Consider the following 12,831-nt stretch of genomic DNA (forward strand, 5'->3'; position numbering starts at 1 on the left):
AAACGCTTTCCGCCACATGAAATCATTCCATATTGGAAGGATTCAGAACAAACTATCCTTGATTTTGCAATTCGTATATATGCTGTAAAGGCATACGAAGGTGATAGAGAGGTTGTAGTTGAAAAGGCAGAGGTTTATAGCGCCAACGGGGTGGAACATTATGAGTGGTTCTCAGGACGTCTTGTGCAAGATGTAACGAAGTCACAAACATCTTATATCACTATTAATGATGGTGAAAATGAATTAAATATGAATTGGCAACGAGTACCTTTGATTCCATTCAAATTCAACAACAAGGAAATACCATTGATAAAACGTGTTAAATCTCTCCAAGATGGCATTAATATCATGCTGAGTGACTTCGAAAATAACATGCAGGAGGATGCGCGAAATACAATTCTAGTGCTTCACAATTATGATGGTCAGGACTTAGGAGAGTTTAGGCGGAATCTATCCATATACGGTACTGTTAAAGTCCGGTCAGCCGATGGGTCAAAGGGTGGCGTTGAAACATTAACCATTGAAGTTAATGCTGATAACTATAAGTCCATTCTTGCTTTATTTAAAAAGGCACTGATTGAAAACGGCAGAGGCTATGATGCTAAAGATGAACGTATGGCGAATAACCCAAACCAATTAAATATTAGAGCCATGTATAGTGAGATTGATCTTGACGCTGATGGAATTGAAACAGAGTTCCAAGCTTCTTTCGAGGAATTGTTATGGTTCATCAATGTACATTTAGTGAATACTGGTCAAGGCGATTACGAAGGTGAATATGTAAATATCATTTTTAATCGTGACATCCTGATCAACGAGATGGAAGTTGTTGAGGTATTAAATAAATCGCCTTATCTATCTGAAGAAACGAAGATAGCGCAGCATCCTTACGTAAAAGATGTATCATTAGAGTTAGAACGAAACAAGAAAGAACGACAGGAACGTATGAATGAGTTTGATGGCTACGATGACCATTTTAAGAATTTAGGTTCTGGTGATGGCAATGGTCAAGAGTAGAGATTATTGGCGACGACGTTTTGAAATGCTTGAACAAGCGCAGCATGAGAAGAATGCGAGTTATTATAAGGATCTCGAAAAAGCGTACATTCAGACTATGCAAGAAATTGAAAAAGATATTGCTAGATGGTATCAACGCTTTGCTAAGAACAATGAAATCACATTAGACGAAGCGAAACAGCTCCTCAAAAGTGATGAATTGAGAGAGTTTCGCTGGACGGTCGATGAATACATTGATTACGGGAAAAAGAATGCTATCAATCAGAAGTGGATGAAACAACTCGAAAATGCATCCTCTCGCGTTCATATAAGCCGTTTAGAGAGTTTGCAGCTACAATTACAGCAACATGTTGAAAAGCTGTATGGTGGGCAAATTGAGGGCTTTGAGCGATTGATGAAAGAAGCATATCAGACGCAGTATTATCACACAGCATTTGAGGTGCAAAAAGCTTTCGAGATTGGTTTTACTTTGCAAGCACTGGATGAAACAAAGCTTACAAAAGTAATTAGTAAGCCTTGGACTGCTGATGGTCAAACATTCTCAGCAAAGATATGGCGTGACCGAAGCTTATTACTTGATACATTGCACACTGAATTAATTCAATCGATGGCTCGTGGTGAGGCACCTGACAGAATGATTACTAGTATCGCTAGAAAAATGAATACATCACGTTCCAACGCTGCTCGTCTTGTAATGACTGAATCAGCGTTTTTTAGTGCTTCTGCTCAAAAGGATGCATTCGGTGAGTTGGATGTTGAAAAGTATGAGATTATCGCTACTTTGGATAGCCGAACGAGTAGTATCTGTCAGTCGATGGATGGAAAGGTGTTTAAATTAGTTGATTTCATGCCTGGTGTTACAGCTAATCCTTTTCATCCGAATTGTAGAACAACTACAGCACCATACTTTGAAGATGATTACAGTCAACGTATTGCTCGTAATCATGATGGTAAGGTGTATTACATTGATTCTAAGATTAAATATCCTGAGTGGGAAGCGAGGTTTGTAGCATGAAAATAATAATTATTATTTGGATACTGTGGTTCTCATTTCAGCTATTCATGGTGGTTGTTATGAATAAACATTTAAGTAAGCTTTCTGTATCTTCTCTACTATTTTTGGTGATAGTATATAACATTCATTTTTTTATACATTACTAAAAAGGTGAATAGCTATCCACAGAAATAAAGAAGGAAAAGAGGAGGTTATAAAATGAAGAATTTGAAAGTAATTCTTGTTTTATCATTCCTAGCTATATGGTCAGTAAATCTTTTGACTCAATGGAAATTAGGTACTATCAATGATTGGATTTATGTAGATTTAATATTTTGTATGTTATCAGCAAATTATTTGTTTTGGTTTTATAAATATGTTTCTACGGAGGGGAATTGAATGATTTCAAAATATCGAAAAAAGCCAGTAGTGATTGAAGCAAAGCAAGTAGTATTCGGAAAAACAGAAGTTCAAGAGATTATTGATTTTGTAGGCGTAAATAATTTAAAGGATGCTCAGACAAATGAACCAAAAATAATTACGCTAGAAGGTGATATGGCTATTTCTGATGGTGACTATATCATTAAAGGTGTTGCTGGTGAATTTTATCCATGCAAGCCAGAGATTTTCGAAGCGACTTATGAAAAAGCAGAAGGGCTTTCAACGACTGTAGTCACGTTAAACGTAGATGAAGTAGTAAAACGATTATCTGAAAAGTTAGAAGAGGGTGTAAAGGAATTATCACAATGATTTTAAGGTATCCACGTCTTTTTAGCACTTTATGACGTTAATCAAAAAGGGGCATATCCTAACAGGTCGTTACCTGTCAAAACGAATTAGGAGGAAATACAAATGAAAAAAGAAGATTTAATTGCAATGGGATTAAGTGAAGAACAAGCTGATGCCGTTGTTGGTAAATACGGAACAATGATTCCAAAAGAACGCTTTGACGAGGTCAACAAGGCAAAAAAAACACTTGAAGAACAAGTGAAAACTCATGAAACTCAGCTGAAGGATTTGCAAGACAAAGCAAAGGGTAATGAGGAGCTACAAACCGAGATTGCTAAATTACAAGAAGCACAAAAGCAAGCTGCAACGCAGTATGAGCAACAACTCAAAGACGAACGCTTATCCAGTGCATTGAAATTAGCCTTATCTGGCAAAGTACATGACACCGAATTAGTAACTGGCCTCATTGATCGAAACACAATTGAATTAAGTGAAGACGGAAAAGTAACAAAAGGACTTGATGAGCAACTAAAAACGTTGCAAGAATCAAAGTCCTTTTTATTTGTGCCAGAAAAGCAACAACCCGCATTTAAAGGGTGGAATCCTGCTGGAGGTGCAGACAATGGTGCAGGCACAAGTGATGTAGGTACTAACTTCGCAAAAATAGCGAACGAAAAAGGTTCAAGTGGTTCAGATAAAACCCCTTGGAGCTAATTAAAAGGAGGGCTATACATGCCATATGTAAAACCAATTGAAAAATTCCAACGAGTAAATTTCTTAGCATCATCAAAAGTACAGGCATTTACGTATTTAGTGAGTGATGTAGGTGTTCCTGCGGATGCGAATGGTAAGAAAATCGTTAAAGCAGGAACTATCTTACCCAAAAATGATGCTATTGCAGAAGGTATCTTGTACACAGATGTTGATGTAACAAATGGACCTCAACCAGGTTCTTTGATTGTAGAGGCTTATATTTTAGAAGATCGTCTACCAGTTGTGCCAGATGCCGCAGCCAAAACAGCATTAAAAGAAATTAAATTCCGATAATTGGAGGGAAATCAATATGCCAGACATTTTAGAGTTATTTAGTCAAAAAACAGTATTAGATTACATGAAAGAGCGAAAGTACCAAACATATGGTATTGGTGAAGCGCTTTTTCCAGAAGTTAAACATGATACGCTTGAATTTGAGTATCTTGTAGGTGCAAATGAGTTACCTGTTATTGCGAAGGTGCACTCATTTGATACAGAGGCAGAAATCGGTTCAGTTGAGGCTGCAAAACAAGCACTTGAAGCTGCATATGTAAAAAAGAAATATCAAATTAAAGAAAAGGATTTAATCGCTCTTAAATTCCCTCGTACAGCACAAGAACAACAGTATTTAACACAACGTGTATTTAATTTAATCGACAAGGCTACTAATGATGTACGTGCGACGATAGAATTAATGCGTATGCAAGTATTATCTACAGGGGAGCTTTCTTTAGCTTTAAATGAAGCTAAAAGCTCACCAAAAAAGTTAACACTTAACTATCATGTACCAAATGATCACAAAGAAGCGTTGACAGGTACAGACATTTGGGGAACAGGTACAGAAAATATTTTAGGTGATATTGAACGTTGGTCTGAAGCATTAGATATTACACCAACCCGTGTATTAACATCTAAAAAAATTGCTGGTCTTATCCTTCGTAATCCAAAGATTATTGGTTATTTATATGGAGCAAACTCAGCGCGTGTAGCAAATTTAGCTGATTTAAATGCATTCTTCACACAACAAGGTTTACCAACGATTGCCGTTTATGAATCGACAGCCAATACGAAATATCGTGAACAAAATGCTGATGGTACTTATATAACTAAAACATACTTTCCAGACAACAAATTTATTATGTTTGGGGATGGTCCATTAGGTGAAACTTTATATGGCCCTACACCAGAAGAAAGTCGTATGATTTTAGGTAACGAGGATGTTACAAGTGTGGGTAATATTATTGCAATGATTTATGAGGAAGGTTTAGATCCTATTTCGACATGGGCAAAAGCAGCAGCTACAGCAATACCTTCATTCCCAGAAGCACAAAATGTATTCCAAGCACAACCGATTGCCTAAGGAGGTTGATGGTAGTGGCAAACATTAGAGTAAAAGTTAAAGATGGCGCTTTCCCTATACGTTATAAGGGTGAGCGCTTTTTAGTTGGTGACGAATTGACGATTGACGAAAAACATCTCAATGAATCCATAATGGAACGTTTAGAGGAGCCAAAAAAGGCTCCTAGGTCAAAATCGTCTGAAAGCGAGTGATTCGCATGTATCTAGATGTGGTAATGCGTTTATCTGCACTTGGAGTAACTTTATCTAGTGCTCCAACCAGCTCCGATGACATGTTGTTGAAGTTTGCTATTGATAAAGTGACTAATCACATCAATAACCAAACAAATTTAACAATGATTCCATTGGGCTTAAAAGAGATTGCTATTGATATGGTAGTAGGAGAGTTCTTACTCAATAAAAAGGCTATGGGCTTGTTAGATATTGAAAGCCTTAACTTTGAAGCCGTTGCTAAACAGGTGCAGGATGGAGACACGAATGTAGTGTTTGCTGTTGAAGCGAATAGGACTCCAGAAGCCCAATTCGATGCATTTATCTTATATCTACAGCACGGTAATACAGACTTTATAAAGTATAGGGTACTCACATGGTAAGTGCTCGTAGAAAGGCTATAGAGTCGTTGTACAAAGGATTGTGTACAGTGAAAGTATGGCAAGAGGTTGAAAATCCAATAACTCATGCAACTACGCATAAAGAAGTAATCCTGTTAACTGATCAAAAGTGCAAGTTATCGTATGAAAAACAAACATCAACCACACCAACAGGTGGTCCAGCAGTGATTGCTCAGACTACTAAACTTTTTATTGCTCCTGAATTAGATATACCAGCAGGTTCTAAAATCATAGTGACTCAGAATGGTAAAACCACTGAATATTCTAAAAGTGGTGAGCCTGCTGTATATATGGACCATCAAGAAATAATGTTAGAAGCATTCGAGAGGTACGCTTAATGGGGAGAGGTGGACGTGTTGATTTAGCACAGTTGAAAGCATTCGAGAAAAAGTTAGCTAAGTTGGCAAGGGCTGATTTTGATAAGTTTTGCGAAGCCGCAGCCAAGGAGTTAGCTGCTAGGATGTTAGGTAAGGTAATTAGACGTACTCCTGTGGATGAAGGAACTTTAAGACGTGGTTGGACTATTGGACAAGTGGAAAAGAGTGGCGCTACCTATGAAATAGAGGTTATCAATAGTGTAGATTACGCACAATACGTTGAATTTGGTCATCGCACTTCCAATCATCAAGGTTGGGTAAATGGTCGATTCATGATGACCATAAGCGCTGACCAAGTAGAACAACAAGCGCCAGCTATACTTGAGAGAAAACTATACACGCTGTTAAGGGAGGCTTTCGATGGAGATTAATGATATTCAAAACGCTATATCTGTTAAGCTTCATCAAGCTTTCGGAGATGGCTATAAAAAGTATATAGATGAAGTACCGCAGGGGTTTGTTACTCCTGCTTTTTTAATTCAATTTTTGAACCTCGAACACATTCGACAAATCGGTAAACGATGGAAGGTTACAACACTTTTTAATGTGCAATATTTCCCTTCTAGTGGTGCGTCGGAGAGCGCGAATATGACTTTGAAGGTACAACAAGCACTCAAGGAAATAACACTGTTAAATGGCTCGTTAATGCTTGGTACAGGAGCAAACAGTGAGGTAGTAGACAGGATAGGTCACAACTTTATTCATTTTAATTTCTTCTTGCAAGAAATAGAGCAGAAAATCTTTATGGAAACACTTGAACAACGCATTAAAACGAAAGGGTGAATGAAGTGACAACAAAAAATGAATCTATTAAGGATAAAGCCAAAGCAAAACCTAGTGATGTATCAGATGCTTTAAAGTTTACGAAAGCGCAAATCGTAAAAAGCAACAAGTATATGGCTAGGCGTGATGCACTAAATGCATTACTAGTTGATGACAAATCGTACTCATTCGCCGAAGTGGATGGGATTCTAAATAAATTTGACAAGGGAGGTAAATAACGTGGCATTAGGCGGAGGACCGTTTTTAACACAAAATAAGACACTACCAGGTACGTTTCAAAACTTTATCAGTAAACTTCGCGCATTTGCAAATCTATCCGATCGTGGATATGTCGGTCTACCAATTTCACTTGATTGGGGTGTAGATGGTGATGTATTTGCTGTCACACAAGAAGATTTACAAAAGGACTCTCGTAAAATATTCGGCTATGAATATACGGATCCTAAATTAAAAGGTATCCGGGATGTATTCAAAAATGCAATCACAGTCTTTTTTTACAAACTCGCAGTGGATGCAGTAGCAGCAACGAACGACTATGCTACAGCCAAATACAAAGGTGTCCGAGGTAATGACATTACAATTGTGATTCAAGCCAACGTGGACGAACCAACAAAATTTGATGTTCAAACACTTTTGAAGAATGTATTAGTTGATGAACAAATAGCTGTTGCTACTGTTGCAGATTTAGTTGCAAATGATTATGTGGTATTTAAAACAAATGCAACATTAGCAGTTACAGCAGGCACACCATTAGCCGGGGGCTCAAACGGTTCGGCTATTACCGGAGGAGCTCATCAAGAAGCGTTGGATGCACTAGAGGCATACGGCTTCAATACATTGGGTTGTTTATCATCTGAAAGCTCAATTAAATCGCTATATGTTGAGTATACAAAGCGCATTCGTGATCAAGTGGGTGGCAAGTTTCAACTTGTGGGACACAAGCTTGGCGCTACTGACCATGAGGGAATCATTGATGTACAAAACGATGCAAACGGAACTGATGAAGAAGTATTCGGAGCTGTTTATTGGGCAACTGGTGCACAAGCTGGGGTAGCTGTAAATAAATCGAATACCAATAAAAAGTATGACGGTGAATACACACTTGATATGTCTGAAACAAAAACACAAACTCAATTATCAACGCTTTTAAAAAGTGGAAAATATGTATTTCATCGTGTTGGTGATGATATTCGCGTTTTAGAAGATGTGAATACATTTACATCCTTCACAGGAGAAAAGAATGAGGATTTCAGCTTGAATCAAGTTATTCGTGTATTAGACCAAATCGCAATAGATACAGCGCAATTGTTTAACACTCGTTATTTAGGACAAGTACCAAATGATCAAGATGGTCGCATCTCATTGTGGAATGACATTGGTACTCACCGAACAGAAATGCAACGTATTCGAGCAATTCAAAATTACAACAAAGATGAACTAACAGTTGCACAAGGTAAAACAAAGAAAGCTGTTGTGGTAAATGAAGTCGTGACTCCTACTGTAGCTATGTCACAGCTTTATATCACAACAACAGTAGCATAAGGAGGGATAAGATATGGCAGAAACAACAATGCATGCTCGTGACGCCATCCATGGTGCTCAGGGCGTGGCGTGGGTAACAATTGATGGTAATCGGTATAAATTCGCTCAATTGATTAATTTAGAGGCTAGGTCAGATAAGACAAAAACCCAAATCCCTATCATGGGACAAGTAGCAAAGGGCAATAAAGCAACAGGTGTTGAATATACAGGCAGCGCAACATTTTACTTCAACACATCAATCTTTAGAAAAATGTTGAAACACTATCAAGATACTGGAGAGGATACTTACTTTGACATTCAAGTAACGAATGAAGATGGTTCTTCTCAAGTTGGACGACAAACTACGATATTGATTGATTGCAATATAGATGGTGGTATTGTTGCGTCATTAGATGCTGATTCAGATTACTTAGAGGATTCATTCGATTTCACTTTCGAACGATTCGAAATGCCAGAGGAATTTTCTATCTTACCAGAAATGCAATAAGGCTTGCTACGGCAGGCTCTTATTAAATCCATTACAACTATAAAAGGATAAGGTGATAATAAAATGTCTAATTTAAATGCATTCTTTGCACACAACAAAAAGCAAAACGAAAATATTAAACGTGCTATTTCAAAAAGTTTCATAGATGAACAAGGTAATCCTTTCGAATGGGAGTTTGCCCCAGTTTCACCAGAGCGTGATGCTGAATTAAAGTCTGAGTGTACAAAGCGATCTATGATTACACAAGGAAAGCGTAAAGGACAATTCAATACTGATTTTGACCACTTTAAATATCAACGATTATTAACAGTTGAATCAATTGTATTTCCTAACTTAAATAATAAAGAATTACAGGATTCATACAAAGCATTAGGCGCAGACTCTCTACTTGGCAAGATGCTAACAATTGGTGAAATTGCAGATGCTTCAGCAGCAGCACAAGAGGTTAATGGGTATGAAGCCGAGCTTGAAGATATGGTTGAAGAAGTAAAAAACTAATAGAAGACGGTGATGGTGATGCTAATATAATGCATTGGTGGGTGCAAAAGCAGCGTCGCCTACCGTCTGAATATATGACATTATCTCCTTTTGATAAAGCGTGTATCATCGCTTCTGTGCAAGTAAAGATTGATGAAGATAAAAAGCAAGAACGTGAGGCAAAACGAGGTGTACGAGGAAATGGTAAGAGGAAAAGGTAAAGAGATAAATATGCGAAATTGCTATAGTGAAATCTCTCCATATTATGTATATTAATGGTATGGAGGGTATTTATAATTATGAAAATAATATTTCGTCTCTTATCATTAGGTTTATGGTTCGTAGTATTTATTATTACTATTGCTGGAATTTCAATCGTAATTGAAAATAAATTTAATATACCAACAATTATAATTTTTTTAGTAATTATTAGCATACTGATAGTCATCTCTCTTCTTTTGTGGGATAAATCAACAAAGTTTAATAAAAAACAAATCCAAACGGAAAACAGCAATGAATGTTTACAATCAGACGATGTTAATTTTAATTTCTCAGCCAGAACAATACCAGATGTAACTACAAGGGAAGTTCCATCAGAAATCTTAAGAGATATGAATATGTTCTACACTAGTGTGCAATTAGAGAATGACTTGAGAATTTTACAAGAATCTATCGATCTTATGAAATCCACTAATAATATTGAAACATTCTTAAGTCGTTCTGATTTAGCCCAAAGAACATCACTTACAATAGAACAAGCAATAATGGCTGGTATCCATGTCAAAGAAATATTTACTTCATCAAAGGATATTTTAAACTTAAAAACAGTATTACTACCTAAATTACTAAATGAATCATATTCAAAAATGAAAAAAGATGCTTTTAAACTAAAAACTGAAAAAGGCAGAATAGGAAGGTTTCAAAAGTATTTAGAATTACTGGAAGAGCATGAATATGATTTAGATATCAGTGAAAATTATGAAGACATTATTCATGTTGTGAGACATGAAATAAATCAACTCTCTCATTCATACAAATAGGTCATAGTAAAAAAATGTGCATTTATGTATATTTGTGTATAAGGAGGGGTATTGATGTTAACACTCGTTATTATTTTATTTGTAGTAGTGTTGATTTTTATGTTCTTATTCGCATTAATAAAAGTTGGAATGTCAAAATCATCAGAGTGTCATAAATGTAGAAAGAAATTCAAAATGCTAGGAAATAAAGTGAAATGTCCATTTTGTAACACAAAGCATTATAAACAACCGGATGGTTCTTATACCATTGAAGAGTAGCACTCAGTTATGAGTGCTTTTTCTTATGAACAAAAGAGGTGATGAAATGGCGACTATCAGAACAGCAATTCAAATCCAAGATCGTCTTAGTCAACCAATGCGAGCCATGCATAATGCTGTATCCATGATGGTTAACCAAATGGAGGCCATGAATGCTGCGTCTGGTCATATGATGGATACAAGTAGTATTGAAATTGCTAGACGAGAGTTAGCAAGAACCGCTGATCAATTAAATAGAATTGAAAATGAAGTTCGTGATGCAGATAATGCTCAACAAAAATTCAACAATCACATAAGAGATGGTACAGGCGCTGCCGATGGACTATTAGGAAAAATAATGGGCGTTGTCGCAGCTTATTTATCTCTACGATCCATTGGTGATATCGTTAAATTATCTGACGACATGGCTAATATTGATGCACGACTAAACTTAGCTGTCGAAAGTATGCCTAAAGTAGATCCTATTGCCACTAATATAGAAGTTGATACTAGTGGTTTAACCGAAGTGCAACAATTGCAGCAACAAATTTTTGATGCTGCACAACGTTCCTATGCACCATATACTCAAACCGCAGATTTAGTTGGTAAACTGAGCATGAATGCTAAAGATGCCTTTGGTAATACCACAGAAGTTGTTGCGTTTGCTGAATTACTTAATAAACAATTCGGTATTGCTGGTACGAATGCGGAAGGGGTAGCATCTGCAACTTTACAATTAACCCAAGCGCTAGGTTCAGGAGTATTGCGTGGCGAAGAATTAAACTCCGTATTTGAGTCAGCTCCAACCATTATCCAAAACATCGCTGACCATTTAGGTGTTTCCATTGGTGCAATTCGTAAAATGGCGGCAGATGGAGAATTGACAGCTAGTGTCGTTAAAAATGCAATGTTCGCAGCAGCAGATGACATCAACCAAAAATTTAATTCAATGCCACTTACTTTTGAGCAAATATGGACTGCATTCAAAAACGAAGCGCTATGGGCGTTTAAAGATGTGTTGCAAAGTATTAACAATATATTTAACAGTGATCGATTTGCAGCATTTAGAGAAAGTGCTGGTCAATCATTACAATTAGTTGCTACGCTCGCTAGTTATGCCCTTAATGCTATTGCATCTGTAGGTGCCTTTATTTATGATAATTGGCAATGGATTGGTCCTGTTATTTTAGGTGTAGGAAGTGCCTTACTTGTGCTAGTTAGTTATCTAACTTTAGCGCGAGCAGCTATATTGATACAAATTTCTGCTGTTTGGGCTTGGAATGCTGCGCTTGCTGCTAATCCAATAGTTTGGGTAGTACTAGCTATTATTGCTTTGGTTGCAATAATTTATCTTGCTGTTGTAGCAATAAATCACTTCGCAGGTACTTCAATTAGTGCCACCGGAATTATTGCAGGTGCATTCATGGTGTTGGGTTCAGCTATCTATAATGTCATAGCTTATCTATGGAATATGTGGGCTTCTTATGTCGAATTTTTTGTAAATGTGTGGAAACACCCGATGTATTCAGTAAAAAGATTGTTTTATAACTTGGCTACCAACGTGCTAGATGTAATTATTTCTATGACAAGTGGATGGGATAGTTTTGCTACAAACTTTGTTAATGCCATTGTTGATGCGGTAAACTTGGCTATCCAAGCTTGGAATTGGTTTATAAATTTATTGCCAGAAAGTGTTGCTTCTAATATAGGTTTAAAAATAGGTACAGAATTTGGTCATAGTAAGTCTATTACCAGTGATTTAAAAGGTCTCAAAGGTACATTAGGTGATTGGGTAGGCGAGGCACCTACTGACTACTGGGAAGCTCCTAAAATGGAAATGAAATCTTTAGGTGCTGCTTGGGATACAGGCAACAACTGGGGTGCTAACCTATTCAAAAAGGATGAAAAAAATAATACCGATGATCTAATAAATAAAGCTATAGATGATGCCCTAGCATTAGGTGACAAGCTTGATAAGGGTAACGATGCTGGGAAGAAAACTGCTGCCAATACCAAAAAAGCAGCAGACAGCATAAAAATGTTAAATGAGGACTTGAAATATCTTCGTGACATCGCTGAACGAGAAGCCATTAATCGTTATACTACAGCAGAAATCAATATAGATGCTCGAAGCGAAAACCACATCAATAATAAAATGGACCTTGATGGTATTGTGGATCATATTGTTGAAAAAGCAGAAGAAGCCGCAGAAATGTTAGCAGAAGGAGGCCCAACAGAATATGTATAACTTTTTTATGGATGGTGTACAGTTTCCTGTTGCGCCTCCTGAGTTAAGCACAAGGATAAATGGTCGTAATGAAACCATCGTCTTAATGAATGATGGAGAAGTAAATGTAATTAAAAAGCCAGGCCTAACGGATATTGAGTTTGAGGTATTACTCCCAAACGTCAAATATCCGTTTGC

The 12,831-nt window shown here is 37.0% G+C and carries 20 protein-coding genes and 1 pseudogene; all 21 read left to right on the top strand.

Annotated features, from left to right (window positions below):
- On the top strand, positions 1-1,017 hold a 1,017-nt coding region (locus ACQKIM_RS26950), incomplete at its 5' end, for a phage portal protein (RefSeq protein WP_427549832.1).
- Positions 1,004-2,032, top strand: coding sequence for a minor capsid protein (locus ACQKIM_RS26955; RefSeq protein WP_427549834.1), 1,029 nt, complete (start codon positions 1,004-1,006; stop codon positions 2,030-2,032). The genes ACQKIM_RS26950 and ACQKIM_RS26955, both read left to right, overlap by 14 nt.
- Before the next feature lie 198 nt (positions 2,033-2,230).
- A complete protein-coding gene (locus ACQKIM_RS26960) occupies positions 2,231-2,410 on the top strand; it encodes a hypothetical protein (protein WP_427549835.1) in 180 nt (59 codons plus the stop codon).
- Positions 2,411-2,761, top strand: a complete 351-nt coding sequence (locus ACQKIM_RS26965; RefSeq protein WP_427549837.1) for a hypothetical protein — start codon at positions 2,411-2,413, stop codon at positions 2,759-2,761.
- Between the two features lie 102 nt (positions 2,762-2,863).
- On the top strand, positions 2,864-3,454 hold the full coding sequence (locus tag ACQKIM_RS26970) for a phage scaffolding protein (RefSeq protein WP_427549838.1): 591 nt from the start codon (positions 2,864-2,866) through the stop codon (positions 3,452-3,454).
- Positions 3,455-3,472: 18 nt separating this feature from the next.
- Positions 3,473-3,787: a hypothetical protein gene (locus ACQKIM_RS26975; RefSeq protein ID WP_427549841.1), complete on the top strand. Its 315-nt coding sequence runs from the start codon at positions 3,473-3,475 to the stop codon at positions 3,785-3,787.
- Between the two features lie 16 nt (positions 3,788-3,803).
- Positions 3,804-4,853: a major capsid protein gene (locus tag ACQKIM_RS26980; protein WP_427549843.1), complete on the top strand. Its 1,050-nt coding sequence runs from the start codon at positions 3,804-3,806 to the stop codon at positions 4,851-4,853.
- 14 nt (positions 4,854-4,867) lie between these two features.
- Positions 4,868-5,044 (top strand): hypothetical protein, encoded by a 177-nt coding sequence (locus ACQKIM_RS26985; protein WP_427549846.1) that lies wholly within the window; start codon positions 4,868-4,870, stop codon positions 5,042-5,044.
- 5 nt (positions 5,045-5,049) lie between these two features.
- Positions 5,050-5,445: a hypothetical protein gene (locus ACQKIM_RS26990; protein ID WP_427549848.1), complete on the top strand. Its 396-nt coding sequence runs from the start codon at positions 5,050-5,052 to the stop codon at positions 5,443-5,445.
- 47 nt (positions 5,446-5,492) lie between these two features.
- A complete protein-coding gene (locus tag ACQKIM_RS26995) occupies positions 5,493-5,801 on the top strand; it encodes a hypothetical protein (protein WP_427549850.1) in 309 nt (102 codons plus the stop codon).
- Positions 5,801-6,211, top strand: a complete 411-nt coding sequence (locus ACQKIM_RS27000) for an HK97 gp10 family phage protein (RefSeq protein WP_427549852.1) — start codon at positions 5,801-5,803, stop codon at positions 6,209-6,211. The genes ACQKIM_RS26995 and ACQKIM_RS27000 overlap by 1 nt, the downstream gene beginning before the upstream one ends.
- Positions 6,201-6,623 (top strand): phage tail terminator family protein, encoded by a 423-nt coding sequence (locus ACQKIM_RS27005; RefSeq protein WP_427549854.1) that lies wholly within the window; start codon positions 6,201-6,203, stop codon positions 6,621-6,623. Before ACQKIM_RS27000 ends, ACQKIM_RS27005 begins: the two co-directional genes overlap by 11 nt.
- A 5-nt stretch (positions 6,624-6,628) precedes the next feature.
- Positions 6,629-6,841, top strand: coding sequence for a hypothetical protein (locus ACQKIM_RS27010; RefSeq protein ID WP_427549856.1), 213 nt, complete (start codon positions 6,629-6,631; stop codon positions 6,839-6,841).
- Between the two features lies 1 nt (position 6,842).
- The gene (locus ACQKIM_RS27015; RefSeq protein ID WP_427549859.1) at positions 6,843-8,165 is read left to right on the top strand and encodes a phage tail sheath family protein; all 1,323 of its coding nucleotides are present in this window, start codon (positions 6,843-6,845) and stop codon (positions 8,163-8,165) included.
- A gap of 13 nt (positions 8,166-8,178) precedes the next feature.
- Positions 8,179-8,652, top strand: a complete 474-nt coding sequence (locus tag ACQKIM_RS27020) for a phage tail tube protein (protein WP_427549861.1) — start codon at positions 8,179-8,181, stop codon at positions 8,650-8,652.
- 63 nt (positions 8,653-8,715) lie between these two features.
- Positions 8,716-9,150 carry a phage tail assembly chaperone gene (locus ACQKIM_RS27025; RefSeq protein ID WP_427549864.1) on the top strand — a complete coding sequence of 145 codons (435 nt, stop codon included), beginning with the start codon at positions 8,716-8,718 and terminating at the stop codon, positions 9,148-9,150.
- 29 nt (positions 9,151-9,179) lie between these two features.
- On the top strand, positions 9,180-9,350 hold the full coding sequence (locus tag ACQKIM_RS27030) for a hypothetical protein (RefSeq protein ID WP_427549866.1): 171 nt from the start codon (positions 9,180-9,182) through the stop codon (positions 9,348-9,350).
- A 78-nt stretch (positions 9,351-9,428) separates the two neighbouring features.
- Positions 9,429-10,169 (top strand): hypothetical protein, encoded by a 741-nt coding sequence (locus ACQKIM_RS27035; protein WP_427549868.1) that lies wholly within the window; start codon positions 9,429-9,431, stop codon positions 10,167-10,169.
- A 54-nt stretch (positions 10,170-10,223) separates the two neighbouring features.
- Positions 10,224-10,427 carry a hypothetical protein gene (locus ACQKIM_RS27040; RefSeq protein ID WP_427549870.1) on the top strand — a complete coding sequence of 68 codons (204 nt, stop codon included), beginning with the start codon at positions 10,224-10,226 and terminating at the stop codon, positions 10,425-10,427.
- 46 nt (positions 10,428-10,473) lie between these two features.
- Positions 10,474-12,654, top strand: coding sequence for a tape measure protein (locus ACQKIM_RS27045; protein ID WP_427549872.1), 2,181 nt, complete (start codon positions 10,474-10,476; stop codon positions 12,652-12,654).
- Positions 12,647-12,831 (top strand): annotated as a pseudogene (locus ACQKIM_RS27050) (LysM peptidoglycan-binding domain-containing protein); the annotation flags it as partial. The gene ACQKIM_RS27045 and the pseudogene ACQKIM_RS27050, both read left to right, overlap by 8 nt.

The sequence above is a fragment of the Lysinibacillus sp. NPDC047702 genome, from assembly GCF_050272555.1.
Classification (GTDB): domain Bacteria; phylum Bacillota; class Bacilli; order Bacillales_A; family Planococcaceae; genus Lysinibacillus.

Bases quoted from the DNA above. Each gene is read 5' to 3' on its own strand.
- ACQKIM_RS26955 (WP_427549834.1), top strand. From the start codon at position 1,004: ATGGTCAAGAGTAGAGATTATTGGCGACGACGTTTTGAAATGCTTGAA.
- ACQKIM_RS26960 (WP_427549835.1), top strand. From the start codon at position 2,231: ATGAAGAATTTGAAAGTAATTCTTGTTTTATCATTCCTAGCTATATGG.
- ACQKIM_RS27030 (WP_427549866.1), top strand. From the start codon at position 9,180: ATGCATTGGTGGGTGCAAAAGCAGCGTCGCCTACCGTCTGAATATATG.
- ACQKIM_RS27040 (WP_427549870.1), top strand. From the start codon at position 10,224: ATGTTAACACTCGTTATTATTTTATTTGTAGTAGTGTTGATTTTTATG.
- ACQKIM_RS26980 (WP_427549843.1), top strand. From the start codon at position 3,804: ATGCCAGACATTTTAGAGTTATTTAGTCAAAAAACAGTATTAGATTAC.
- ACQKIM_RS26965 (WP_427549837.1), top strand. From the start codon at position 2,411: ATGATTTCAAAATATCGAAAAAAGCCAGTAGTGATTGAAGCAAAGCAA.
- ACQKIM_RS27045 (WP_427549872.1), top strand. From the start codon at position 10,474: ATGGCGACTATCAGAACAGCAATTCAAATCCAAGATCGTCTTAGTCAA.
- ACQKIM_RS27025 (WP_427549864.1), top strand. From the start codon at position 8,716: ATGTCTAATTTAAATGCATTCTTTGCACACAACAAAAAGCAAAACGAA.
- ACQKIM_RS26975 (WP_427549841.1), top strand. From the start codon at position 3,473: ATGCCATATGTAAAACCAATTGAAAAATTCCAACGAGTAAATTTCTTA.
- ACQKIM_RS27020 (WP_427549861.1), top strand. From the start codon at position 8,179: ATGGCAGAAACAACAATGCATGCTCGTGACGCCATCCATGGTGCTCAG.
- ACQKIM_RS26970 (WP_427549838.1), top strand. From the start codon at position 2,864: ATGAAAAAAGAAGATTTAATTGCAATGGGATTAAGTGAAGAACAAGCT.
- ACQKIM_RS26990 (WP_427549848.1), top strand. From the start codon at position 5,050: ATGTATCTAGATGTGGTAATGCGTTTATCTGCACTTGGAGTAACTTTA.
- ACQKIM_RS27000 (WP_427549852.1), top strand. From the start codon at position 5,801: ATGGGGAGAGGTGGACGTGTTGATTTAGCACAGTTGAAAGCATTCGAG.
- ACQKIM_RS27035 (WP_427549868.1), top strand. From the start codon at position 9,429: ATGAAAATAATATTTCGTCTCTTATCATTAGGTTTATGGTTCGTAGTA.
- ACQKIM_RS27005 (WP_427549854.1), top strand. From the start codon at position 6,201: ATGGAGATTAATGATATTCAAAACGCTATATCTGTTAAGCTTCATCAA.